This window comes from Lichenihabitans sp. PAMC28606 (assembly GCF_020616535.1).
GTDB classification, from domain to species: Bacteria; Pseudomonadota; Alphaproteobacteria; order Rhizobiales; family Beijerinckiaceae; genus Lichenihabitans; species Lichenihabitans psoromatis.
Genome location: NZ_CP085136.1, coordinates 2655804 through 2680897, shown reverse-complemented (window position 1 = coordinate 2680897; position 25094 = coordinate 2655804). Strand labels below are relative to the sequence as shown.

Annotated in this window: 17 protein-coding genes; 15 read left to right on the top strand and 2 right to left on the bottom strand. The window is 63.6% G+C overall.

The window, feature by feature from the left end:
• Positions 1-30: 30 nt before the first annotated feature.
• The 4 genes from LGH83_RS12650 (at position 31) to LGH83_RS12635 (ending at position 5145) form a co-directional block, all read left to right on the top strand.
• Positions 31-1578 (top strand): DegQ family serine endoprotease, encoded by a 1548-nt coding sequence (locus LGH83_RS12650; protein WP_227398979.1) that lies wholly within the window; start codon positions 31-33, stop codon positions 1576-1578.
• Positions 1579-1733: 155 nt separating this feature from the next.
• Positions 1734-2387 (top strand): hypothetical protein, encoded by a 654-nt coding sequence (locus LGH83_RS12645; RefSeq protein ID WP_227398978.1) that lies wholly within the window; start codon positions 1734-1736, stop codon positions 2385-2387.
• Between the two features lie 8 nt (positions 2388-2395).
• Positions 2396-3310, top strand: a complete 915-nt coding sequence (locus LGH83_RS12640; protein WP_131114086.1) for a glycosyltransferase — start codon at positions 2396-2398, stop codon at positions 3308-3310.
• A complete protein-coding gene (locus LGH83_RS12635; protein WP_227398977.1) occupies positions 3307-5145 on the top strand; it encodes a glycosyltransferase family 2 protein in 1839 nt (612 codons plus the stop codon). Before LGH83_RS12640 ends, LGH83_RS12635 begins: the two co-directional genes overlap by 4 nt.
• A gap of 6 nt (positions 5146-5151) precedes the next feature.
• Here LGH83_RS12635 and LGH83_RS12630 read toward each other — a convergent pair whose 3' ends face one another.
• Positions 5152-6384: a glycosyltransferase gene (locus LGH83_RS12630; protein WP_227398976.1), complete on the bottom strand. Its 1233-nt coding sequence runs from the start codon at positions 6382-6384 to the stop codon at positions 5152-5154.
• 166 nt (positions 6385-6550) lie between these two features.
• Complete coding sequence (locus LGH83_RS12625; protein WP_227398975.1) at positions 6551-7492, bottom strand: hypothetical protein; 942 nt, start codon at positions 7490-7492, stop codon at positions 6551-6553.
• 342 nt (positions 7493-7834) lie between these two features.
• On the opposite strand from LGH83_RS12625, the gene LGH83_RS12620 reads away from it, so the two are divergent.
• The 11 genes from LGH83_RS12620 (at position 7835) to LGH83_RS12570 (ending at position 25093) form a co-directional block, all read left to right on the top strand.
• Positions 7835-10396: a glycosyltransferase family 2 protein gene (locus tag LGH83_RS12620; protein WP_227398974.1), complete on the top strand. Its 2562-nt coding sequence runs from the start codon at positions 7835-7837 to the stop codon at positions 10394-10396.
• Positions 10393-12765: a glycosyltransferase family 2 protein gene (locus LGH83_RS12615; RefSeq protein ID WP_227398973.1), complete on the top strand. Its 2373-nt coding sequence runs from the start codon at positions 10393-10395 to the stop codon at positions 12763-12765. The genes LGH83_RS12620 and LGH83_RS12615 overlap by 4 nt, the downstream gene beginning before the upstream one ends.
• Entirely contained in the window at positions 12766-13449 is a 684-nt protein-coding gene (locus LGH83_RS12610) for a class I SAM-dependent methyltransferase (protein ID WP_227398972.1), read from the top strand.
• Positions 13450-13633: 184 nt separating this feature from the next.
• The gene (gene rfbC / locus LGH83_RS12605; RefSeq protein WP_227398971.1) at positions 13634-14215 is read left to right on the top strand and encodes a dTDP-4-dehydrorhamnose 3,5-epimerase; all 582 of its coding nucleotides are present in this window, start codon (positions 13634-13636) and stop codon (positions 14213-14215) included.
• Positions 14212-15267 (top strand): dTDP-glucose 4,6-dehydratase, encoded by a 1056-nt coding sequence (rfbB, locus tag LGH83_RS12600; protein WP_227398970.1) that lies wholly within the window; start codon positions 14212-14214, stop codon positions 15265-15267. Before rfbC ends, rfbB begins: the two co-directional genes overlap by 4 nt.
• 48 nt (positions 15268-15315) lie before the next feature.
• Positions 15316-16242, top strand: a complete 927-nt coding sequence (rfbD, locus tag LGH83_RS12595; RefSeq protein ID WP_227398969.1) for a dTDP-4-dehydrorhamnose reductase — start codon at positions 15316-15318, stop codon at positions 16240-16242.
• Positions 16243-16244: 2 nt separating this feature from the next.
• Positions 16245-17153, top strand: coding sequence for a glucose-1-phosphate thymidylyltransferase RfbA (gene rfbA, locus LGH83_RS12590; protein WP_227398968.1), 909 nt, complete (start codon positions 16245-16247; stop codon positions 17151-17153).
• A 387-nt stretch (positions 17154-17540) separates the two neighbouring features.
• Complete coding sequence (locus LGH83_RS12585; RefSeq protein ID WP_227398967.1) at positions 17541-19181, top strand: beta strand repeat-containing protein; 1641 nt, start codon at positions 17541-17543, stop codon at positions 19179-19181.
• A gap of 286 nt (positions 19182-19467) precedes the next feature.
• Positions 19468-21705 (top strand): peptidase domain-containing ABC transporter, encoded by a 2238-nt coding sequence (locus tag LGH83_RS12580; protein WP_227398966.1) that lies wholly within the window; start codon positions 19468-19470, stop codon positions 21703-21705.
• A complete protein-coding gene (locus LGH83_RS12575; RefSeq protein WP_227398965.1) occupies positions 21692-23044 on the top strand; it encodes an HlyD family type I secretion periplasmic adaptor subunit in 1353 nt (450 codons plus the stop codon). The genes LGH83_RS12580 and LGH83_RS12575 overlap by 14 nt, the downstream gene beginning before the upstream one ends.
• Complete coding sequence (locus LGH83_RS12570) at positions 23045-25093, top strand: tetratricopeptide repeat protein (RefSeq protein ID WP_227398964.1); 2049 nt, start codon at positions 23045-23047, stop codon at positions 25091-25093.
• Position 25094 lies beyond the last annotated feature (1 nt).

Genomic DNA, 25094 nt, shown 5'->3' with positions numbered 1-25094 from the left:
CACGGCCTTCGAACGAGAGACCCCTTATCCATGATCCTCGATTCTCATTCGCGTCCCACTCGCCAGAAGCATCTCTTGCGCCAGAGGATTGCTCACGGCGTGTGTGCCTTGGCTCTCGGGGTCGGTTTGGTCGCATCCCCCTTCACTGCCGCGCCATTTGGCGTCGCGCCCGCCGCCGCCAAGGGCGGCACTGAGTCGCTGGCCGATCTCGCGGCCAGCGTCGTCGACGCGGTCGTCAATATTTCGGCCTCGCAGGTGGTCGAACAGAAACAGGCCGGCGCTATGCCAAAACTCCCGCCGGGCACCCCCTTCGACGACCTGTTCGAGGAGTTTTTCAAGCGGCAGTTGCAGGGCCAGAATGGCAAGGGCGACGGGACTGAAGCGCCGCGCGCGCGCCGCTCGAGTTCTCTCGGATCCGGTTTCATCATCGATTCCTCGGGTATCGTGATCACCAACAATCACGTCATCGAGGGTGCCAACGAGGTGACCGTCATCCTGACCGACGGTCGCAAGCTGAAAGCCGAGGTCGTCGGCAAGGATTCCAAGGTCGATGTCGCGGTGCTGCGCGTGAAGTCAGACGCGCCACTCAAGGCCGTGAAATTCGGCGATAGCGATAAGATGCGGGTCGGCGACGCCGTCATGGCGGTTGGCAATCCGTTCGGGCTCGGCGGCACCGTCACGGCCGGGATTGTCTCGGCCCGCAATCGCAACATCGATAGCGGCCCCTACGACAATTACATCCAGACCGATGCCTCCATCAACAAGGGGAATTCGGGCGGCCCGCTGTTCAACATGGCCGGCGAGGTGATCGGCATCAACACCGCCATCCTGTCGCCGTCCGGCGGATCGATCGGGATCGGTTTCGCGACCCCCTCCGATACGGTGATGCCGGTCGTCGACCAGCTCCGCGAATTCCACGAGACGCGGCGCGGCTGGCTGGGCGTCCGCATCCAGGGTGTCGATGACGGCATCGCCGAAAGCCTCGGCCTCGGCACGGCGCGCGGCGCGTTGATTGCGGGTGTCGACGAGAAAGGCCCCGGCAAGCCGGCCGGCCTCAAGGCGGGTGACGTGATTCTGACCTTCGACGGCAAGGACGTGAAGGAATCGCGTGATTTGCCCGCCATCGTGGCGTCCACGCCGGTCGGCAAGGATGTGCCGGTCGGCATCTTCCGCGATGGCAAGAGCCAGACCGTGACGGTGAAGCTCGGCCGCTTGGAAGATACCGAGAAACAGGCAGCTGCCAATCCGAAGGCCGATCAGACACCGGCCCTTCCCGCGGTGCAGACGGCTCTCGGCATGAGCCTGTCGATCCTGTCGGATGATCTCCGAAAGAAATATTCGATCAAGGATACCGTGAAGGGCGTCGTCGTCACGGATGTCGACGCGACATCGCCGGCAGGCACCAAAGGCATCAAGGCCGGGGACGTCGTGGCGGAGATCAACCAGGAACCCGTGACGTCGCCGGCCGACATCTCCCTCAAGGTCAAGGCCATCAAGGACGGCGGTAAGAAATCGGCGTTGCTTCTGGTTTCAAACGGCCAGGGCGAGGTACGGTTCGTCGCGGTCTCGCTCGACTGAACAAGCCGAAAGCGCGGGATGCGAGCCGAGTCTGTGGCTCGTCTCCTCCCGCTGCCTCGACGGTTAAACGTGAGCCTGGAATTCGAACTCTGCATCAATTGACGCAACGGCATCCATGACTGTAGTCAAGCATAGCGGCTGCGTCAGGGATGACTTTGAACAATATTTCGCAGATCAATCAATTGCTCGATCAACTCCAGGTCGATCTCGCGGCTGTGCGCCGTGCCGTCGCGAGCGCGTCGCAAGCCGATCCGAGCTTGATCGGGCGCGCGATCCAACAGCCTTTTGCGGTGCCGTTCGCGCTTCTCGATTGGCGGATCGCGAAAGGATACGAGCCGCTAGGGCCGGATTTCATGGTCGGGTTCGAATTGTTCGATCGGAACGTGGTCGAGATCCGGCAACTGCCGAAGCAAGCCACGAGTTGGAGCTCGCCCGAACAGCCGTTCGATTTTGACTTGCGGACGGGGCCGGATTTCGCAAGCCGGTGGTTGACGCTGGAGTTCTGGCTGGATGTCGATGCGCTCCGGGGCGCGCGGGACCTCTATGTGCAGATGCGGGGCCGGTCCGCCAAACCCTCCAACGTCCGCGTCCAGATCAAAAGCTTCGGCGCCGGCGGGGCAGCGCTGGCCGAGCATAATCTCGGAGCTCTCAAGATCGGCGACGAGATGGAGACCGCGTCTCTCACCTCTGTCGCACCGCAGGCGATGCTGAACGACCCCGTCGCGTCGCGCCTGCAGATCGTTCTTTTGCTCGATCCGCGACCCCGCTTCGACTGGGCTTTCGAATATCTCGTCGTTCTTAAACATTGAGCGCAACGATGAGCGTGTCGGTCATCGTCTGCACCTACAACCGCGCCGGCGTTCTGTTTCAGTGCCTGAACGCCCTGGCGCATCAGACGTGCGGGCCGACCACGTTCGAGGTGCTGATCGTCGACAATAATTCGACCGACACGACCGCCGACGTCGCGCAGGAATTCTGCGGCCGTTTTCCAAACTTCCGCTATTTGTTCGAGGCTCGTCAGGGTTTGGCGAATAGCCGCAACGTCGGACTTGCGGCGGCCGCCTACGACATCTGCGCCTTCACCGACGATGATGCCATCGTGCCGCCCGGCTGGATCGATCAATTGCTCCGCGCGTTCGAGGCAGCTCCTCCCGCAACGGTCGCGGTGGGCGGCGAGATCGATCCGATCTGGGAGACGCCTCGCCCGGACTGGCTCGACGACGAGTTGTTGAAACCGCTGTCGGCGGGTCTCGGCTGGTCTTTGGATCCCATCACGCTGAAGCCCGAGGAATGGATCTGCGAGGTCAATTCCGCCTATCGCAAGGCGCCGCTGTTGAAGCACGGCGGCTTCCCCGAACGGCTCGGACGCATCGGGATGAACTTGCTGTCCGGCGAGAATGCCGTCAACATCCTGCTGGCGGGTGATGGTGGCACCTTCTACTTCGATCCGCATATCCGCGTTCAGCATATGATTTCGAGCGACCGCATCACCAAAGCCTGGTTCCGTCGGCGCATGTATTGGCAGGGCATCACCACTTTCGTGGTGCAGGGCTATCTCCGACAGAACGGGATCGCCACGCCGGCTTGGTCCGATCTCGAAGTGCCGACGTCGGAGCGGTCGTGGGCCGAGCTTTTCGACGATGCGAATGATGCGGCCTTCCGAACGTCGCTTCGAATCACCTCCAACCTCGGCTATCTGTTCGCCTCGCAGGGACTCGTTCTCGGTCGATGATCGATCCGGCGCCCCCAACCAGCTTTTCCCGCCAATTTGCGATCGGCTTTGCGACGATCGACCGCCCGTTCGTGGTGCAGCGGCTCATTCTCTCGATCCGCAGCCTGTTTCCCGACGCCGTGATCTACGTGGCCGACCAGTCGCTGCCGACGATCCCGATGCAGGATTTCTACGCCTCACGCGGCGTCGAGGTTCTCTGGATGGATTACGATTGCGGCGTCACGGTCGCGCGCAACGCCATCGTGGATCGCTGCGCCGAAGACTATCTCGTGATCTGTGACGACGACTTCATCCTGACGCCCGACACCTCGTTCGGTGGCGCCTTCACGATCCTGGACCACGACCCCGAGATCGGTCTGGTCGGCGGCCGCCTGATCGATATCTCGCAGGACGAGACGCAGCGGGTGAACCGCTACTGGGAGCTTTTCCTCGAACACGACGAGCGCAACCGCATTCTGTTCTCGATCCCGATCTATCTGGCGCAACCCGTCGGCCGCTCGCGGGCGGGCGTCGACTACTTCCTGGTCGATGCCGTGATGAATTGGTTCGTGGTCCGCAAGGCCCTGTTTTCGGCAAAGATCCGGTGGGACCCTCGCTTCAAATCGAACGGCGAGCATGAGGATTTCTTTCTGACCCTGAAGCGGTTCAGTCCCTTGCGGGTCGCCTATCTGCCGACGATGGTGGCCGACCATCATCATCCCCGGGTCAGCGGCTACAAGACCTTGCGGGACCGTCAGGCGGGCTGGCAGCTCTTCTTGGACAAGTGGGATCTCGACCAGATGATCGAGGTCGGCGGCGGCGCCCGGACGCGGTCCGACGTTTCGCGTGAATATGTCCGGAAATACGACAAGGCCTCGTTCTTCGGCTCACTCCCGCTGCGACGCGACCGTGGCGCCCTCGGACTGAACCACGCGGTCGATCTGACCGACGAGGGTCAGGTGGTGGTCCGGCATAAATTCACGGCCGCGGGCGCGGCGCTGCCGCTCGGAGGCGTCGATGCCGTCCGTGGTGCCGACGACCCGGCAGCGATCATGCTCGACTCAGGCCAGACCGAGCGCCGCGTCGGCGAGCGCCGGGGGCATCCGAAGCCGATGCCACCCCGGCCCGTCAATCCGACGAGGACCTCCGCCTACGACCCGCTTCGACATGTATTGCACGTCGCCTATCCGGAGATGGTTCCGGTGGGGCATGGCGTGACCATCTGGGTGAAGGCGACGGGTGCGACCCGGCCGGTCGAGGCGACCCTTCAGGCCGTTTGGCATCACGCCGGCGCCGTCATCGATCCCAGCAGCCAGCCGGTACGGGCCATCGTGCCGGCCGATACGCAATGGTACGCGGTTCATGTGAATGCTCCCCCGCTCCCCCGATCTGGGCCGTTCGCCTTGCAGCTGATTGCCGCGTGTGGCGACACGCCCGCCGTCGTGGTGGCGATCTGTTTCATCGACATGCGCCCCATCGACCGCCCGGTTGCGCCGCGCCTGCTGCTCGCCGCCCTCCCGTTCGATGCCGACCCGATCGCGCGCCTCATCGCGTCACCCGCGCTCACAGGGATCGAAGTCGCTCCGCGTTGGTCCGTCGATGTCACGACCATCGGACACGAAATGGTGCTGAGCGCGTCGATTCACACGCATGATCTTAACCCAACCCAGGTGTGGCGCAGGCTCGTGCTGGCGACCGGTGGGCCGCAGCCCTGGCCCCTGGTTTCGATCCCGATCCATGCGATTTTCGATCGACACCAAGTCGTGATCCCGGTCTCGCCGCACATCATCGCGCGCGGCATGCCCCATTGGATGCTCATCGGAGCGTCGGGTGAGTGCGTCAGTCTCGCGTCGTAACGGGTCTCAATCCGTGACGATCGGCGGATCCATCGTCATCCCGAGAAGGCGCCGCATCTTCCGGACCAGGATGCCCTTGTCGTAGCGGGTTCGCGCTTCGAGGCGGGCTCGCGTTCCAAGACTCTCGAAGGCCTGAGGATTTGCCAGCACGGTCCCGACCGCATCGGCGAGGGCGGCATGATCGAGGAATGGCACCAGAATGGCGCTGTCGTCGTTGAGCACCTCCTGAACCGGGGCGGTATTGGACGCGACGAGGCAGCACCCCGTCGCCATCGCCTCGATCAGCGACCACGACAGGACGAACGGATAGGTCAGATAGACGTGGACGGTCGAGATCTGGAGTGTGGCTTGGTACACGTCATAGGGAACGCGGCCGAGGAAATGCACATGGTCGAGCGCCAGTCGATCGCCAAGCTCGGCCAGCATGGCGTCTTTCCAGGTCGACCCGGTGCCTGGATCGACCCCATAGGAAACGCCATTGTCGCCGATCACGACGATCTGGGCTTCCGGGTTTTGGCTGAGGATCTGCGGCAGGGCCCGCATGAAGATGTGAAAGCCGCGATGCGGTTCGAGGCTCCGCGCCACATAGGTCACGACGCGGTCTGCTTTGGTCAGAATGCGGCCTGACGGAAGCTGCAGCGACGCCGCGGCGTTGGGCTTGATGAGCTTGGTATCGACACCCTCGTGGCAGACCTTGATCTTGCTTTGGAGCTCGAGCGGGTAGGTGGAGCGCTGCCACGCCGTGGGCGAGATGCCGAGATCGGCCTCTGCCAGGGCCAGCAGCGTCGAGGCGTTTTTGGCATGGAGCAGAATTTGTCCATCGGTGCCGAAGCGCGGGCTTTCCGGATCGAAATGCACATCGAGGCCGTCGAACCGATAATAGAACTCGCAATAGACCACGATCCTGGCGGACGGGAAGACGGAGCGGAGCGGCAGGCTCTCGCCCCAGCCGCAATGAACGACGATCACATCGGCCATGAAGCCGGATTGCTTGAGCGCGATGGCGGCGTAGAGCACATGCTCGGCGCGTCGACATTCGATGTCGAACCGCCGTGCGAACGGATGCGTCCCCACACTCGGCTTTGCGACAAACGAATAGGTTTGTAACCGTGAGCCCGGCAGAGCTTGCGCCGTCTGCGATCCGATCGCCGCAACCGTATAGGCCGGATCGTCGATCAGCGATTCGGCCAAGTTCCTGAATTGTGCAGGGAAATTGTTGTGGACGAATAAAACGTTCATTCGAGACCGCTGCACTGAGCGGCACCCGCCGCGATCGCGGTGATCTGCGGCTCTGTCACCACAATGCGGCTCGCGTTTTTAAGTCGGATCGAACGCGATGTCGGGTGAATGGATCTGTCTCGCTTTCGTGATCGTTCGGAGGTCGGCCCCGCCGCTTGCCTTGCCCTTAGGACGATCGGGCTTCGCTGGCGCGGAAGACGCGAACCCGCGCGGGCTTTTGAGCGGGAGAGGGCGCGGCAGCCTGCGGCAATGACTGTGATGGGGTCGGCATGGGCTGGGCCACCATGGGCTGCGCGATCGATCCGGCGGCGCGAGAGGAGGCCAAGCGTAAACCGATCTTGATGCCGACCAACGGGTCGGCACCGCTCGAACCAACCAGTTCGATCTGTTGGCCGGACCGGGACTGGATGGCGGATCCGAGAAACAGGCACTCGGCTTCGATGGCCGCATTCGCCCCGGCGTCGCCGACCAGCCGGAAGCGCAGTCCTGTGAGGGGGATCGCGCGTCCCTTCGTTCCCACATAGCTGCGTGATCCGATCCAGCGGGACCACCGCCCGCCAACCAGAACTTGCGTCTCGATGTCGAACTCTTGCGTATCGAGGCGGATTTCGATGCCCTCGATCGGCGCCGGCGCGTTCGGGCCGGCAATCCATTGTCCGTCGCGAGCTTCGACATCGCCTTGCCGCGCCACATGGGCAAACATGCGGAGGCCCGGCGCCCCGGAGACGATCGGGTCGCTCCCCTGACCGGTCATGTCGGAGACGACCGGCGTGCCCTCCATGCGGGTCGACTTGCGTTCGTCGAGACCCTGGAGCTGAAACGTCGCGTTGAGACTGTTGCTCCGGTCGCGCCGCCTGACGGTGATCTGCAAATTGCCGGGCTGCTCGGCCACCACGACCATGCAACTACCGGCGCCTTCCAAGCGGCCGGGCGCGTCGCCTGGATAGGGGATCAGTCGTATCGTCGCTTCCGATCCCGGACCCTGGCGCACAAAGGCGATCGGGCCGCCCGCTCCGGCAGCGCTATCGGTGTAGCGCAATGCGAAGAGCCCGCGCGAGACGGCGATCGACGACGTTCGTTCCGAAGCCTGGTCCACATCGAACGACATATGAAGACTCCCCTGGGGCAGTGAGGTCGCAACAGAACGATCGTGTGTCACGGCCGGCCAATCGACATTGGCACTCCGAAGCTCATCGCCGTCGCTGATGTCGCGGGAGTGCCTGATCGGCACAGCCGCAAACCCTTCACGACACGATTAACGCAACGTCAGTCTATCCACAACCACAATCCCGACAAGATGTGATCTCGTGCGGAACGACTTGCATGCTGTGGCGGCATGGACAGATCATGCCGAAAGCCGCATATCGATCTCTTCTATACATGGCGTATCAGAATAGGTCACATCGGCCACATCGTGTTGGTGGCCTGTGGAAGGGTGGAGCCGGCCTGGATGATCGTTTCAGCCTTGGATGACCTCGACGCCGCATTCTTCGATCCTCGACGGCATCGCGACGTGCTGGCCGTCATGGCGTCGTCGCGGCTCGCCGATGGCCGTCCCGATCAGGCTTTCGCCTTCGCCGATCGCTTGTGCCGCATCGATCCGTCGGCCGCTTTGGGTCGGTTGCTCCGCTTTGAAGCCTTGCGTCTTTGGCGGGGACTCGACCGCGCGCTTGCCGATCTCGACCGGGCGGCCGATCTCGATCCGACCGACCGAGGCGTCAATCGCGCCCTGCTGCGATGGTCGCTCGAGGCCGGTCAACGCAACACTGCCGCCGCCTCGCTGTTGCGAAGTCTCGACCCGGATGATCTGGCCCTGGCGCTTCAGGCTCTTCGCGCAGCAGGGCCGATGGCGACCGGCGTGTTGCGATCGCAGGGCGGCAGCGTTGTGGGCTGGGTGGCCTGGAGCGGCCACGATCCCGTGCAACTCCATGTCGTCGGTGGTTCCAGCATGGCGGACGATGTCACGATCCGCCCCGATGTCGGGCATAAGCTCGCAAGCGCTGCCGGCGCTGCCGCCTCGATTCGGATCGACTGCGGCTCAACCCCCGTCGCGGTCGACCTCGTCCGCGCGGATGGCGTCGCCACCACCATCTTGCTCGAGCAGACTTTAGCGCAACCTGCGGTGCCGCGCGGACCCGTTGGGCCTTTGGATCCAAGCGGTCGCGTTGCTCGCCCGTGTGTCACGGTCGTGGTGCCGGTTTACGAGGACGCTGCCGCGACGCGGGCCTGCCTCGACAGCCTCGAGGCTCAAGCGATCGATGGAGACCTCGCCGTCATCGCGGTCGACGACGCAAGCCCGAACGACGCGATCCGCCAGGATCTCGATCGACGTGCATCCCGTGGCGCATTGAGGCTCATCCGCAACTCCCACAATCTTGGCTTCGCCCGTGCGGTCAACATGGCCTTGAGCGAGGTCGAGGCCGGGGATGTGCTGCTTCTCAATGCCGACACGCTGTTGCCGCCCGATGCCATTCGGCATCTGAAGCAGGTCGCCGACGCGACCGACCGGGTCGGAACGGTCACGCCCTTCTCCAACAATGGTGAGGAGGCGAGCTTCCCGCTCGCCCATCGGGCGTCTCCGCTGCCTGCCCTGGACGAGATCGCCGCGATCGATCGCGCGGCGCGGGAGCGCAATGGATGGGGCGTGGTCGACATGCCGAACGGCATCGGATTCTGCCTTTATATCATGCGTCGCTGCCTCGATGCGGTCGGGTCGTTGCCCGAGCTTTACGAACGCGGTTATTACGAGGATGTCGACTTCTGCCTGCAGGCCGCAGAAGCGGGCTTGCGGAACCTTTGCGCGACCGGCGTCTATGTCGGCCACGCCGGAAGCTTGTCGTTCGGCGCTTCCAAACGCGCCTTGGTGATGCGCAATCTGCGGATTCTCGAGCATCGCTTTCCGCACTATCGCGCGCAATCGGCCGCCTTTGCGGCCGCAGACCCGCTTGCGGCCGCGCGCGCCAGGATCGAGGCTCTGTTGGTGCCGAGCCAAGCCGTCCGCATCCTCGCGGGTCCAACCGGCAAGCCCATGCTTGTGCTGCGCCGTCGCGCCGCGGTGCTGCAGGCCATGGGCGTCGCGTGCCTCATTCTCGCATGGGGGCCGGGCGCGTCGGGCCCGACGCTGACGATGCGCCGGTCGGACGGAGGCGCGCCGCAAAACCTTCGCTTCGCGCTCGGCAAGACCGACGAGCGGGATGCGGCCCTCGCAACCGTGAGAGCCATGCCGATCGACCGCATCGAGATGGCAGACCCGAAAACCTGCCCTGACGTCGTGCTCCATGCTCTGCTCGATCGGGGAGTGCCATTCGATCTTCTCTGCGGCGATCTCGAGTGGTTTGCGCCGGGCTCGGTCCGGCCCCCAGACCCCGTGGGCGATCAGATGGTTCCGATCCCTGAGGATGACACCGCCGTCCCGCAGGCGCGGCTTCGTCTCGCCCTGAACGCGGCCGATCAGGTCGTGACGGTCGACCGCCTTTCAGACGCTTTCGCCCGCCGCATGGTCGGCAAGCCCATTCTGCAGGGGTTCGCAACCGGGACCAGCATCGGTGCCGCATCCCCGCATGCCTCGGAACAGGGTTTAGTCGGTGTTCTGGTGCCGCATGCCAGCGCCTCTGTCGATCGGATGTTGACCACGATCGCGCGCCGGTTTCGTGCGCGCGGGAGCCGCTGCGGGCTGGTGGTTCTCGGCCACGCCATGGCCGATCTATCGCTCATGGCCGCCGCCAACATCATGGTCAGCGGCCCGGTGGACGACGCTGATCTCGATGAGGCTATCGACGCCTACGGGATCGGGCGTCTGTTTCTGCCCGAGCGGACGGGATTCTTCGGGGTGATCGACGATGTGGCGCAGAGGACCGGTCTGCCGATGAGCTATTTCGATTGGTCGTTCGGTCAAATGCCGCTGCGGGACGGCGATCTCTGCTTCGATCCTCGACGGGGCGACGAGACCATCGCGGATGAGCTTCTGGTGTGGGCGAGCGGCCGCGATGCCGCCCTCGATCACGCCGCATGAGCGAGAGGAAGGCTGACGATCGTCTCGCGTCGCTGCAGCGCGATGCCGATCTCTGGTCGGAGGTCCGCGTCGGCCCGAACAGGTCCGTGACGGGTTTCGTGCTCGACCGCACGATGCCGTCACGTCGTTTTGTGGTCGAACTCGTGATCGATGGGCTCGTGGCCGCGATCGCAAGGGCGGCGCGCTATGAGCCGGCGCTTCATGCGGCCGACATGGGCGATGGTTGTCATGGTTTTGGCTTCGCGCTCGAGCCCTCGATCGAGGCCGGCAGCGTCGTGGCGGTTCGCCTCGCCAACACGGATCGACTTCTCGGCGCGGCCTTTCGGTGGGCCACCGCCGCCGCTCCGACATCGATACCGCTGGACGCTGGGCGGGTTCGCTGGAGCGGGGGGCTGGGCCTCGATGGTTGGGTGCCTTACGAGCCCGACCAACCGCCTGGATCGGTCCGCGCCACGATCGATGGGATCCTCGTGAGCGAGGTCGTCCCCGCCTCCTGGTCGAGCCGCGATCGCGGCGGCACGCATGAGCCGCTGCGCGCGTTCGCGCTGTCGCTTCCGGCCTCCCTCGCGGATGGTCGTGTTCGGCATGTTCACGTCACGGATGATCGCGGGCGCGTTCTCGACGGAAGCCCGTGCGCGGTCGTCGGCTTCGCGGACGGGCTCGAGCGGTTTCTTGCGATCCACGGTGCGCTCGCATCCGAAACCCTGCGCGGCACGCTCTACGATCGGTTGATCCCACAATCGGTTCCGTTCAGCGATTTTGCGACGTGGCGGCTCGCCATGCAGGCCGAAGCGGTCAGCATCGATACGCGCTCGATGACGGTTGCGGTCGTTCTGGTCGGCGAAATCGGCGCCGAGGCCGCGATCGACAGTCTGCCGCCAGCGGCGGATGTGGCCTGGACCGCCGCCGTCTTCGACGAGGTCGAGGGTCCAGCGACCTTCGATCCTGCCGCGGTCGCGACGTTTCTCGATCGCGACGCCGAGGCCTGCGACGTGGTGGTGTTCACTCTCGCCACAGCCGTGTTCTCGGTTGATGCGCTCCAGCGCCTTTCAACGGCACTGCTCGATCATCCCGCCGCGCCGCTAGCCTATTGCGATATCGGGCTCGTGGCATCCGACGGCCTGACCTGGCCGATCGCCTTTCCGGCCTTCGATCACGAACGAACGCTCGAACAGGGCTACGGCGCCTATCTCTTCGCCCTGTCCCGGCATCGCGCGCTCGCGTTGCTGCGGGGCGGCGCCGGCGACCTCTTCGCCCTGTTTTCGGCGGCTGCCGGACGATCGCGGCTCACGTCGGAGATGCCGGTGCATGTGCCGGGATTGCTGGCCGACCTCCGCCTGCCCCCGATCGACCAACTCGCGCCGTATTTGGCGCGGGCCTCCGCGGACAGCTTGCGGGCGGCTGGGCAAAGCGGGCAGATTCAAATCACCCCGGGGGGCGCCTTGCCGGCCGTCCACGTGGCGCGCGCAGCGAAGCGTCGCCTGATCTCGATCGTGATTGCGACGCGCGATCGCGCCGCTTCGCTGCAACGCTGCCTCGTGTCCTTGCATCAGACGCTGCGCGACACCCCGTTCGAGGTGGTCGTGGTCGACGGTGGATCGCTTTTGGACGAGACGCGGAGCTTTCTCGAGACGCTGACGACAGCCGGGATTCGCCTGATCCGGGAACCGGCCCCGCTTGGCTTGGCCGGCCTTCACAATCTGGGAGCTGTGCAGGCCAAAGGCGATTTGCTGCTGTTCCTCGATGACGGCGCAGAGTGCCGGCAACCAGGTTGGCTCGACGACATGGTCGGCCGGATGGCCGCGCCCGAGACGGGGGTCGTGGGAGCCGTGCTGATCGCGCCTTCGGGCCTCGTCCGACACGCCGGATATGTGCTCGGGCCCCGGTTTTCGGTCGCCGATGCCGCAAGCGACCGTCGCCAGGACGATCCGGGTTATGCCGACATGCTCCATGTGGCGCATCAGGTCGGTGGCGTGTCGGCGCAATGCCTCCTGACGCGGCGCAGCTTGTTCGTCCGGCTGAACGGCTTCGATGCCGCATGCTTTTCCGCACGCTATGCGGACGTCGATTACGGCCTTCGCGCTCGCCAACTCGGCGCTCGACTGGTCATGACGCCCCACGCCAGGGTGACCATGCATGAGCAGACATCGACGTCTTCGATGCCGGGGGACGATCCATGGCGATCAGACGACATGGACCTTTCCCGGCTACGCTCTCGTTGGGGAAACGATCTGATCAACGATCCGTTCTACACTCCGATGCTGTCGTTAGGGCCACGACCCTATTCGGGCCTCGCCTGTACACCCCGCGAACGCGCCGCGAGGCAACCCGATCCGCCCGCGCCCGCATCCGTGCCTCCAGGATTCTAGATGCTCAATCCCTCGACCACTGGTTCCGATCGCGTCCTCGATGAAAAGAGCGGCCACGAGGCGGCCTCCCATCGGAAGCGTGTGCTGAACGCCGGTTCAGGCCCGACCAATGCCGATAAGCTGTTTCGCAATTTCACGCCACAGACATGGGACGAGGTGCGGCTCGATATCGATCCGCGAACGCGGCCCGATCTTGTCGGTTCGATTATCGATATGCGGAGTATCATACCGGATCGCACCTTCGATGCGATCTGGTCCTCCCACGCCATCGAGCATCTGCATACACACGAGGTGGTGCCGGCCCTGACCGAATTCCGGCGGATCCTCAAGCCGGACGGGTTCGTTTTGTTGACCTGTCCGGACCTGACCGCGGTCGTCCGCTTGATGCTGACCAAAGGCGCCGAAGACGTGGCCTATATTTCGCCCTCCGGCCCGATCACGGCGCTCGACATGCTGTTTGGCCATTCGGCCTCGATCGCGGCAGGTCAAACCTATATGGCGCATCATACCGGGATGACGATCGACCTGATCGGCAAGCGCGCCATGGCGGCCGGTTTCGCCGAAACCCGCGTCATGCCGGGCGCTTCGTTCGATCTCTGGGCGGTTTTGATGATGCCGGCCGCTGAGCCAAAGGAGGTCGCGTCGTTCTTCGCCGGCACACTCATTCATGAGTTGTTCGTGTAGACTTCTAAAAGCACGGGCGTTTGACGCAACGTAAGATGTAGCGTCGTCACGTCATCTCGGCTTGTTGGCCAGCTTTGTTCATAGGGCTCTGACCGGCCTGTGTTACCGGCAATTCATTTTCGACCAGTATTGACCGGCTTTGGCACGCTGAATAAGAGTTTGTTCCAAACTGGATCGAGAGCGCATGATCGTCGAGAAACTTGATATTCCTGATGTGGTTCGGATTCGCCCGCGTCGCTTTGGCGACCCCCGTGGCTATTTCTCCGAGACCTTCAGTGCCCGGATGTTCCGGGAGCAGGTTGCGGCTCTCGATTTCGTGCAGGACAACGAGGCCCTGTCCGGAGCGGTTGGGACGTTGCGTGGCCTGCACTTCCAACGGCCTCCGACCGCGCAAGGCAAGCTGATCCGCGCCATAAGAGGCGCGATCTTCGACGTTGCGGTTGATATCCGGCAGGGGTCGCCGACATTCGGCCGCCATGTCTGGGCGCGTCTCGACGGCGTCGATGGCGATCAACTCTGGGTGCCGCCCGGTTTTGCCCATGGCTATTGCACGCTCGAGCCGGACACGTTGGTGGCCTATAAGGTAACCAACCCCTACAGCCCCGCCGACGATGGCGGCATCCTGTGGAACGACCCGGCCCTCGGCATCGCGTGGCCGCTCGGCGCCGGCGGCGCCGTCCTGTCCGACAAGGACACCAAGCTGCCCGTTCTCGCCGACCTGCCCGCCGTCTTCACCTATGAGGCCAACTCAATGAGCACCCGATGAAGCGGGTCATCGTCACCGGCGGTGCCGGGTTCATCGGTTCGGCTGTGGTCCGGATGTTGGCGGGCGAGGCCGATGTCGAGGTGCTCAATCTCGACAAACTCACCTATGCGGGCAATCTGGCATCCCTGCGGGCCGTCGAGAACCGGCCGAACTACCGGTTCGAGCAAGCCGACATCGTGGACCGCCCGGCGCTCGACGCCATCTTCGCCTCGTTCCGCCCGGATGCCGTGATGCATCTGGCGGCCGAGAGCCATGTCGATCGGTCGATCACCGGATCCAAGGATTTCATCGAGACCAATATCGTCGGCACCTTCACGCTGCTCGAGGCGGCACGAGCTTATTGGTCCGGCCTGTCGGAGGCCGATCGGCAAAGCTTCCGGTTCCTGCATGTGTCGACCGACGAGGTCTATGGTTCGCTCGGCGAGACCGGGTTGTTCAAGGAAACAACGCCCTACGACCCGAGCTCGCCCTATTCGGCAAGCAAGGCGGCATCCGACCATCTCGCTATGGCGTGGATGCGAACCTACGGGCTTCCTGTGGTGATTTCGAACTGCTCCAACAATTATGGGCCGTTCCATTTTCCCGAGAAGCTGATCCCCCTGATTGTCCTCAACGCGCTCGAGGGGCGGCCGCTTCCCGTCTATGGCGATGGCAGTAACATCCGCGACTGGCTGTTCGTCGAGGATCATGCCCGCGCGCTGTGGACGATCGTCCGCAGCGGCCGGGTGGGCGAGACGTATAACGTCGGCGGCCGAAACGAACGCAGCAATCTGCATGTGGTCGAGACCATCTGCGACGTGCTCGACGATCTGCGGCCCGCAGCGACCCCGCGTCGCGACCTCATCACCTTCGTGACCGACCGGCCCGGCCATGACCATCGCTATGCGATCGATGCGACCAAGCTCGAAACGGAGCTTGGCTGGCGCGCGCAGGAGACATTCGAGACCGGTATCCGCCGGACGATCGAATGGTATCTCGACAATGGCTGGTGGTGGCAGCCCCTCCGCGCAGGCGTTTACGCCGGCGAACGACTGGGCCTGGCCAAGCCCTGACGCCATGGCTGGGGGCTGCTGGCGGCCGTATTTCGACAAGGGGTATCCATGCGTATCGTCGTAACGGGACAAGACGGGCAGGTCGTTCGCGCGCTGCTGTCGATCGGTGCGGAGGAAGGCGTCACGATCGTGGCGCTTGGTCGACCAACCCTCGATCTTGCCAAACCCGAGACGATCGCGCCCGCGATCCTGGCGGCAGAACCGGATGTCGTCATCAATGCCGCCGCCTATACGGCGGTCGACAAGGCCGAGGGTGAGGCCGACCTGGCCGACGCCGTGAATGGACGCGGCGCCGGCGCGGTGGCGGCCGCGGCCGCGCAGGCGGGCGTTCCGGTGCTCCAGATCTCGACCGATTATGTCTTCGACGGCACGGCCCTCCGTCCCTATCGCGAGGATGATCCGACCGGCCCGCTCGGCGTCTACGGCCGCAGCAAGCTCGCGGGCGAGGTGGCGGCCGCAGCCTCAAATCCCCGCCACGTCATCTTGCGGACCGCATGGGTCTTTTCGCCATTCGGCCAGAACTTCGTCAAGACGATGCTGCGGCTCGCCGCGACGCGCGACGAGGTCGGGGTGGTGGCCGACCAGCATGGATGCCCCACCTCCGCGATCGATATCGCCCGGGTGCTGATCGCGGTCGCGAAGCGCACCGCTGCCGAACCGGATGCGGCCGCGAACCTGTTTGGACGATTTCACATGGCGGCGACGGGTGAAGCCGTCTGGGCCGATGTCGCGGAAGCCATTTTCGCTCGCTCCGCCGTGCAGAACGGGCCGCATGCGACGGTGCGGCGGATCGCGACCTCCGATTACCCGACGCCGGCGAAGCGCCCTGCAAATTCGCGGCTCGATGGCGGCAAGCTCGCGTCGGTCTACGGCCTGGTCATGCCGCCTTGGCAAAATTCGCTAGCGACATGCGTCGACACGCTGCTGGCCGAATCATCCTCAACTTCCGATCCTCGCAACGAAAGAACGGTCTGACCATGCGCGGCATCATCCTGGCCGGAGGCAGCGGAACGCGGCTGCATCCGATGACGAACATCATGTCGAAGCAATTATTGCCGATCTACGACAAGCCGATGATCTATTATCCGCTGTCGACCCTGATGTTGGCGGGCATCCGCGATATTCTCTTGATCTCGACGCCGCATGATCTGCCCCATTTCAAGCGGATGCTCGGCGATGGATCGCAATGGGGCCTCCGGCTTGTCTATGAGGAGCAGGCGCAGCCGAACGGTCTCGCCCAGGCCTTCGTGATCGGGGCGGATTTCATCGGCGGTGAGCCCTCGACCCTGATTCTGGGCGACAACGTCTTCTACGGACATGGTTTGCCGCAGTTGATGAAGCCGGCGCTGGCGCGGGAGAATGGCGCAACCGTTTTCGCCTATCACGTGACCGATCCCGAGCGATATGGGGTCGTGGACTTCGATACGGAGGGCCGCGCCACCTCGATCGAGGAGAAGCCGACCAAACCGAAGTCGAACTGGGCCGTGACAGGGCTTTATTTTTACGACGCCGAAGTGGTCGAGATCGCCCGAAGCCTCAAACCGTCGCCGCGCGGCGAATATGAGATCACCGACGTCAACCAGATTTACCTCGATCGCGGTGATCTGCGCGTCGAGCGGATGGGGCGCGGCTTCGCCTGGCTCGACACGGGCACGCCCGATAGCCTGCTCGAAGCGGCCGAGTTCGTGCGCGTCTTCGAGCGTCGCCAAGGCTTCCGCATTGCCTGTCCGGAAGAAATCGCCTTCGTGCAAGGTTGGATCGACGCTGCTCAATTGCAGCGTTTGGGCGAGGCCTTGATCAAGAGCACCTATGGTAAATACCTGCTTGGCATCCTGGCCGAAGATGCCGCCGCGAAACCGCTTCCGGATGCCAACCTCCCGAATTGAATCTGGGCGGCTGATGCTGCAATGCGGGACGTGCGAGATGTGGTGTTCGGCGGCACAAGCGGATGCTCAGGATCGCACTTCATGCCGCTCACAAACGTAGCGATCGCAATCTTCACGCGAAATCAAGCCGCTCTTTCAGGCAATTGCGCGTTCCATAAGCAAAGCTGTGATCGAATAGTGCCCGTCGAGATGCGTGAGATGAAAGATCTTTCGTTCTAGTTCTGTCTTTAGAATAAACGTCGACTTAACTCTGAATCGGCTGATCTACCGCAGGTGCGAAAAAGATTGCCGTTACGTCATGTTGTCGATTGACGTAACGGCAGTAGGTCGTTTAACAAGCCTATGCTGCATTGAAATATTTCCGCGGCGCTTCGAGGGAAATCAGCAATGGCAACCTACTTCACTCAGGCGCAGTTAAGCGCCGAATTGCAGGCAACCGTGTCTCCGTCGGTTCAGGCTGCTGTTGAGCGTGCTCTCAAGAGCGCGAATCTCTATCCGACCCTCGCGAAGCCGCTGGCGGCAGATAGTGCGCCGACCTTCGATGCGAGCGGCAAGCTCACCGAAACGGCCGGCGTCAATTTCGTGGATATCAACGGACAAGCGCAGGGCGGCGTGGTCCTGCAAACTGCGTCACCGGCCGTGATCGCAATCAGCGATCTTTCGGCGTCGTTGCAGATCTTTGGCACGGCCAGCGACACTGTGATCGGCGGCGCCGGAGACGACGTTCTGGTCGGTGGTGGCAAGTCGGTCATTTATGGTGGAAACGGCAATAACGTCCTGTTCGGTGGCCTTTCGGCGACGGCGGCCGACACGCTGATCGGCGGCAGTGGGTCGTTGGGTTCGAGCTACGGCGCGACCGGAACGAACGACATTTCTGTTCAGCAGGGCAACAACACCCTGATTGGCGGGTCCAACTCCAGCGCGCACGACACCCTTTACGGCGGTAGCGGGAGCGACTCGCTCACGGTCACGGCCGGCGACAACAAGCTCTATGCAGGATCGGGTGCCAGCACGCTTCAGGGCGGCACGGGCAACGATACGCTGACCGGTTTCGACGGGGCCAGCCATGCTTTGATGATTGCCGGCAGTGGCAACAGCATGCTGAACGGTGGCTTCGCGGCGGCCGCACACGACACGCTGGTTGGGGGCGCGGGCAGCGACGATATTTTTGTTCACTCGGGCAACAACGTTCTGATCGGCGGGTCATCCAACGGCTCAAGCGACTCGCTTTACGGCGGCAGCGGCAGCGACAGCTTGACGGTCAGCGCCGGCAACAACCTTCTGGTGGCTGGCTCGGGCGCCAGCACCCTGACGGGTGGTGCGGGTCACGACATGATGTTCGGTGGCGGCCAGAGTCTGCTGAACGCCGGAAGCGGCGGAAGCACGATGAATGGCGGCTTCTCGTCAACCTCGCATGACACGTTGAACGGCGGGACCGGTAGCGACCTTCTTTATGTGCATGCCGGCAATAACGTTTTGACGGGCGGATCGACGACAGGGTCGAGCGATACCTTGTACGGCGGCAGCGGCAACGACAGCCTGAGCGTGTCGGCCGGCAACAACTTCCTCTACGCCGGCAGCGGCGCCAATACGCTGACGGGTGGAACGGGCAACGATTTCCTGAAGGGCGCGGCCACTGCGAGCCATTCGCTTCTTCAGGCTGGTAGCGGTGGCAGCACGCTGGAGGGTGGTTTCAGCAGCACGGCGAGCGATACGCTCTCGGGCGGCACGGGGAACGACGATATCTTCGCGCTCTCGGGCAACAACACGCTTATTTCGGGCGGCGGCAACGATACCTTGTCGGGCGGGACCGGGGTCGACGCGCTCATCGTCGGCGCGTCGAACAACTCGGTTGTGTCGGCGAACGGCAACGGCTCGACCACGACGCTCGATATCAAGGGCTATTCGGCCAGCCAGTCGACCATCACCGACCACGGCAGCTACTCGACCCTGTATCTCAACTCGGGCACCACGAGCCAGACGATCCAGGTCAGTGGCATCGACACGACCCACATCAAGTTTACCTGATCTCTGCCGGGCGGCACGGCCACGGCTGTTAGCGATCATTGATCACAAAGCTCTCCCGGGTATCTCGGGGGAGCTTCTTCGTTCATGGACGCGGGCGGACGGTGGGGTTTGTCATAAGCCGCCATAGTGACGAGCCCCACCTCGCCACCTTCAGGACGCAATACGGCTTTAAAGGCGAAAATAGCACGGTTAAGATCAAGTCAACACGGATCGCCGACCGGAGCAGTCGAGCCGCCGTTGTCACGAGATCTCGAGGCACGCACAGCCCCGTTGTGGAACCTCATTCATGACAGACCAGATCCCGAATGCCCTCGTGGTCCAAGAGGATTCGACCCACAGCGGCCTTCGTTCGCTGATCCTGATCGCGGCTCATTTCGGGCTGACGCTTTCGCTCAAGCAGATGATTCGCGACCACATGCTGTCCGGCAGCGAGGTGTCGACGCCCGAACTGGTCACGTGCGCGCAAGACGTCGGCCTCAAGGCCACTGCGCTGACCCTCACGTTCTCCGGACTGATGCAGCTCGGAAACGCACTTCCGGTCGTCCTGCGCCTGCGCGGCGGCGGCTCGATGGTTCTGTCGGAGGTCGGAGACGAGGCCGGTCGGGCCTGGGTCAAGTTGCGGGATCCGATGTCCGCGACCCCGATCGACATGGTGGTCGACCGCAGCCAGTTGGATGAGATGTGGGGCGGAGAGGTCATCCTCTTCAAGCGCGATCACGAGATCGAGGATAAGGCCAAGCCGTTCGACATCGGGATGATCGTCAATCTCGTCTTCCGCGAGCGCCGGACGGTGCGCGACGTCGCGATCTGCGCGGTCGCCATGAGTATTCTGGCGCTCGCCCCGATCGTGTTTTGGCGCGAGATGATCGATCGCGTTTTATATCATCACAGCATGAATACCTTCGTGGTGATCTGCACGCTCATGGGTATTCTGATTGCCTTCGACATCATCTTCGCGGCGATCCGGCGGTCGTTGATTCTCCATCTGACGACGCGGATCGACACACAGTTGTCGACCTACATGTTCGACAAGGTGCTGAGCCTCCCGGTCGACTATTTCGAGCGCACGCAGGTCGGAAGTATCGCGCATGACATGAACGAGATCGGCAAGATCCGGAATTTCCTGGTCGGACAGATGTTCGGCACCGTGCTCGATATGTTCGTCTTGTTCGTCTTCCTCCCGGTGATGGCTTTCTACAGTCCGGTTCTGACGATCGTGGTCGCGACCTTCTGCGTGCTGATTTTCACGTCGATCGGACTGATGGTTCCGACACTCCGGGCCCGCAGCGCCGTCGTGATCGAAGCCGAAAGCGCGCGCCATTCGTTCATGATCCAAACCTTGCAGGGGATCCGGACCGTCAAATCGCTCGCGCTCGACAACCGGCAGCGCAAGATGTGGGACGTGCTGGTGGCGCGCGGCGCCCGGGCTCGCTTGGCCGAGGGGGCCACCTCAAACCTCATTCAGACCGTGGTGGCACCGCTCGAAAAGCTGCTGGTGAGCGGCACCTACGCGCTCGGCGTGTATCTGGCGATCGAGACCAACGATCCGGTCTATACGGGCGCGCTTTTCGCGTTCCTGCTGCTCAGCCAGCGGGTTGCCGCGCCGCTCGTGCAGGCGGGCCAATTGATCAACCAGCTCGACGAGGCGCGCGCCGCGGTCCAGATCGTCGGAAACCTCGTCAATCAGGCGCCTGAGGAAGGTCGCACCGGGCACGGGGTCAAGAACACGCTGCACGGCCATCTCGAATTTGCGAAAGTCCGTTTCTCCTACAAGGGATCGACCTCGCCGGCGCTGAACGACGTGACCTTCGAAATCGCGCAAGGCACGACGCTTGGCGTCATGGGTCGCAGCGGCTCCGGCAAGACGACGATCACGCGGCTCCTGCAACGCCTTCATTCCGATTATTCCGGGCTGATCAAACTCGATGGGATCGATGTCCGTGAATATGACGTCGACCATCTCCGCGGCAGTCTCGGTGTCGTGCTGCAAGAGAATTTCCTGTTCACCGGGTCGATCCGCGACAACATCATGATCGGCAAGCCCGACGCGACCTTCGACGAGGTCGTCGTGGCGGCCCGGCTCGGCGGGGCCGAAGAGTTCATCGACAAGCTGCCTCAGGGCTACGACACGCATATCTACGAAGGCTCCCCCAACCTGTCGGGGGGGCAGCGCCAGCGTATCGCCATCGCGCGCGCGCTCATCACCAATCCGCGCGTTCTGATCCTCGATGAAGCCACCAGTGCGCTCGACGCCGAAAGCGAGGCGATCGTCAACGCCAACATCGAGCGGATCGCCGCTGGTCGCACGATGATCATCATCTCGCACCGCTTGGCCTCGCTGGTTCGCGCCGACGCTATCCTGGTGCTCGATCGCGGGTCGGTGCACGACATCGGCAAACACGAGGAATTGCTCGATCGGTGCGACATCTACGCGAGCCTCTGGAACCAGCAGAACCATTCCACACCCCCCCGGGCGCCCGCTCGTCCCACATTGGCTTATCGAGGTCCCGGTGTCGCGCAGTAACGCCAGAGCTCTTCAAACCGTCCGTCAATGGCAGTCCGAAACGGATTCGATCCGGGAGGCGGCCGAGCCGACAGGCGCCCGCTGGGCCGTCTTCGCGCTGGCAGGATTGTTCGTCTGTCTGCTCGGTGCGACGCCGTTTCTCTCGCTCGACCGCGTCATCGGCAGTGAGCATGGCAGGATCGTCTCGACCGAGTCGGTGACGACCTATCAGGCGCTCGATACGTCTCTGATCAAAACCATCGATGTCAAAGAAGGCCAGCAGGTCGAGGCGGGGCAGTTGCTCGCGACCCTCGACCCGACTTTCACGACCGCCGATGTCGGGCAGTTGAAACAGCAGGTCGCCAGCCTCGACGCGCAGATCGCACGCGCCAAGGCTGAGATGAATCACACGCCGATGGTCATGCCGGCCACGCTGAGCAAGGACGAGATTCCCTACTACGCGCTGCAGAAGGGATTGCTCGATCAGCACGAGGCGGATTTCGCCGCGCAGATGCGAAGCTTCGACGAAAAGATGAAGACCACCGGGGCCACCATCACCAAGCTCCAGGGCGACGAACTGCATTACCAGGAACGCGAGAAGATCGCCAAGCAGGTCGAGACGATGCGCGATACGCTCTACAAAAGCGGGTCGAGCAGTCTGCTGAATCTCTTGCAGGCCAATGACGCCAGCCTCGAGATGAAGCGCACGCGTGAATTCGGCCAGAACAGCCTGATCGAGGCGCAACATCAACTGTCCTCGCTGAAGGCCGATCGAGATGCCTTCGTGCAGCAGCGGTCCGGGACCTTGAGCCAGGAAATCGTGACGGCCCAGAACTCGCTCGACTCGTCCAACGCGCAGTTGCAGAAGGCGACCAAACACCAGGATCTCGTGCGCCTTGTCGCCAAGGAACCGTCGGTCGTCCTGACGCTCTCGCGGTTGTCGGTCGGGTCGGTCCTGAAGGAGGGCGATCCCGTCATGACGTTGATGAACGCCGCCGCGCCGGTCGAAGCCGAGGTGCAGATCTCGTCGAAAGACGTCGGCTATATCCGGGCGGGTGATCAGTGCGTCCTCAAGATCGACGCTTTCAACTATAGCGAGCATGGCAGCGCCAAAGGCACGCTCATGTGGGTGAGTGAAAATGCCTTCACGATGGACGACGACGGGAAACCGGCCGATCCGCCCTATTACAAGGCGCGCGTTCGCATCGACTCGATGAATTTCAGCAGCGTTCCCCAGACGTTTCGGTTGATCCCGGGCATGACGCTGAAGGCCGATATCAGCGTCGGCAAGCGATCGGTTCTCGAATATGTCCTCGGCGGCTTCTTCCGCACCATGGGCGAAGCGATGCGGGAGCCCTGAGTGGCGCCGCCTCTCTCCTTCGTGCCGCGCTTTCTCAATCGCCGGGTCGACGCCGACCCGCATCGAGCGGCCTATGATCGGGGCGATTATGCCGTCGCTTTCGCGGGCTGGATGACGGAGGCCCGCACCGGCAATCCGGAGGCCTGCTTTCGGGTTGGACAGATGTATGCGCGCGGCCATGGCGTGATGCGTCACGGGCCGGATGCGCTCGTCTGGTACGGCAAGGCGGCGGCCGCCGGCTACGCCGATGCGCAATATGAGCTCGGCCTGGCCTTGCTCAATGCCGCGCCTCAATCGACCGAAGTCGCGTTGGCTTGGTACACGGCCTCGAGCGAGCTTCATGCCACCGCCGCGTCACAGAACCGGTCCGTCTTGTTTCCAACCGGCGTCGTTCACGACGCCGACCCGCGCGAGGCGTTCCGCTGGATGGAGGCCGCAGCAAAGAACGGCAAGGCGGACGCGCAGGCCAATCTCGGCTTCATGCTGTTCCAGGGCGTCGGCTGCTCCGTCGACCATGCAGCGGCCCGCGACTGGTTCGAGGCGGCTGCCGCGCAGGGTCACGTCCGCGGTGAGCTTGGCCTCGGGATGATCCATCACCGTGGACACGGCGTGCCGATCGATCGCGTCACGGCGGCCGATCATTATCGCAAGGCTGCCGCGAAGAACGACCAGACCGCGATGGTGGCGCTCGGCATCATGCTGTTGCAGGGCGAGGGCATCCCACAGGACAAGCTGGAGGCGATCGATCTCTTGATCCGATCCGCCGAGGTGGGCGACGTGCGCGCCGCGCATCAACTCGGGCTGCTGCATTTATCCGGTGACGGCGTCGTCCAGAGCAGCACAAAAGCCGAGTCGCTGTTTCGTCAAGCCGGCAAGAAGGGCTATCTGCCCGCGATGCTGAGCCTGGGAGAGTTCTATAGCCGGGGCGATGGCATCGAACCCAATCTGCAGGAGGCGGCGCATTGGTATCGACGCGCCGCCGAAGCGGGTGACGCGCAGGCGCAGTTCACGCTCGGTCGTCTCCACGCGCGCGGCGAAGGTGTTCCGCAGGTGATGCCCGAGGCGGTCAAATGGTTCACGAGGGCGGCCGAACAGGGACATGTCACGGCGCAATTCAACGTCGCGACCTTTCTGGTCAGGGGCGAGGGGACGGAACAAAATCTCGGCGAAGCGATCGCCTGGTACGCCAAGGCGGCCGATCAGGGTATGACCCAGGCGCAGGTGCAACTCGGCAAGATGTATCTGCACGGCGAAGGGGTGGACCGCAATCCGGCCAAGGCCTCCTCCCTCTTCGGCAAGGCGGCGGTGGCGGGTGACGCGGAAGCCAAGACCGCGTTGGCGATGCTGCACATCAGCGGCGAGGGCGCTTCGCTCGATCCCGAACGATCGAAGGCCTTGCTGCGGGAAGCCGCCGACGCCGGACATGCGCCTGCCATGGTTCAGCTTGGGCGGATCAACATGGCGTCGGATGGAAGCGAGGAGCGGAAAGAGGCGATCGCGCTGTTTACCTCGGCGGCGGAAGCCGGCGACATCGACGCAAAATTCGTGCTGGGGCAAATCCGGCTCAATGGCCATGGCGTCGACAAGAACGAGCAGAAAGCCGCGCTGTGGTTTCAGCAGGCTGCCGAAGCCGGACATGTCTCGGCTCAGTTTCAGCTTGCGGTGATGTATTGCACCAGCCAGGGCGTGGCGGAGGATTTCGCGGCCGCGGTCCTGTGGTACGAACAGGCGGCACGCCGGGGACATAAATTCGCGCAGTTCAATCTCGCGATCATGCTGCTCAAAGGGCAGGGCGCGCCGCGCAACGAGGCGGAGGCGATCGGTTGGCTGCAGCGGAGCAGTCAGCACGGCGTCGCCGAGGCGCAGCTGTGCCTCGCCGACCTCTACCGGAATGGCGAGGGGACACCGGTCGATATGGCAGAGGCGCGGCGTCTCTATGGGCTCGCGGCCGCCAGCGGCAACGCGGCTGCGGCGCAACGGCTGGCTCAGCTCGATGCGGCGGCCGAACGCCCCGCGACCGTTGCCTCAGCGCGACGGGGCGACACCTGAC

Coding starts and splice junctions, on each gene's coding strand:
- LGH83_RS12650 (WP_227398979.1), top strand. CDS start 31: ATGATCCTCGATTCTCATTCGCGTCCCACTCGCCAGAAGCATCTCTTG.
- LGH83_RS12640 (WP_131114086.1), top strand. CDS start 2,396: ATGAGCGTGTCGGTCATCGTCTGCACCTACAACCGCGCCGGCGTTCTG.
- LGH83_RS12635 (WP_227398977.1), top strand. CDS start 3,307: ATGATCGATCCGGCGCCCCCAACCAGCTTTTCCCGCCAATTTGCGATC.
- LGH83_RS12630 (WP_227398976.1), bottom strand. CDS start 6,384: ATGAACGTTTTATTCGTCCACAACAATTTCCCTGCACAATTCAGGAAC.
- LGH83_RS12625 (WP_227398975.1), bottom strand. CDS start 7,492: ATGTCGTTCGATGTGGACCAGGCTTCGGAACGAACGTCGTCGATCGCC.
- LGH83_RS12620 (WP_227398974.1), top strand. CDS start 7,835: ATGATCGTTTCAGCCTTGGATGACCTCGACGCCGCATTCTTCGATCCT.
- LGH83_RS12615 (WP_227398973.1), top strand. CDS start 10,393: ATGAGCGAGAGGAAGGCTGACGATCGTCTCGCGTCGCTGCAGCGCGAT.
- LGH83_RS12610 (WP_227398972.1), top strand. CDS start 12,766: ATGCTCAATCCCTCGACCACTGGTTCCGATCGCGTCCTCGATGAAAAG.
- rfbC (WP_227398971.1), top strand. CDS start 13,634: ATGATCGTCGAGAAACTTGATATTCCTGATGTGGTTCGGATTCGCCCG.
- rfbB (WP_227398970.1), top strand. CDS start 14,212: ATGAAGCGGGTCATCGTCACCGGCGGTGCCGGGTTCATCGGTTCGGCT.
- rfbD (WP_227398969.1), top strand. CDS start 15,316: ATGCGTATCGTCGTAACGGGACAAGACGGGCAGGTCGTTCGCGCGCTG.
- rfbA (WP_227398968.1), top strand. CDS start 16,245: ATGCGCGGCATCATCCTGGCCGGAGGCAGCGGAACGCGGCTGCATCCG.
- LGH83_RS12585 (WP_227398967.1), top strand. CDS start 17,541: ATGGCAACCTACTTCACTCAGGCGCAGTTAAGCGCCGAATTGCAGGCA.
- LGH83_RS12580 (WP_227398966.1), top strand. CDS start 19,468: ATGACAGACCAGATCCCGAATGCCCTCGTGGTCCAAGAGGATTCGACC.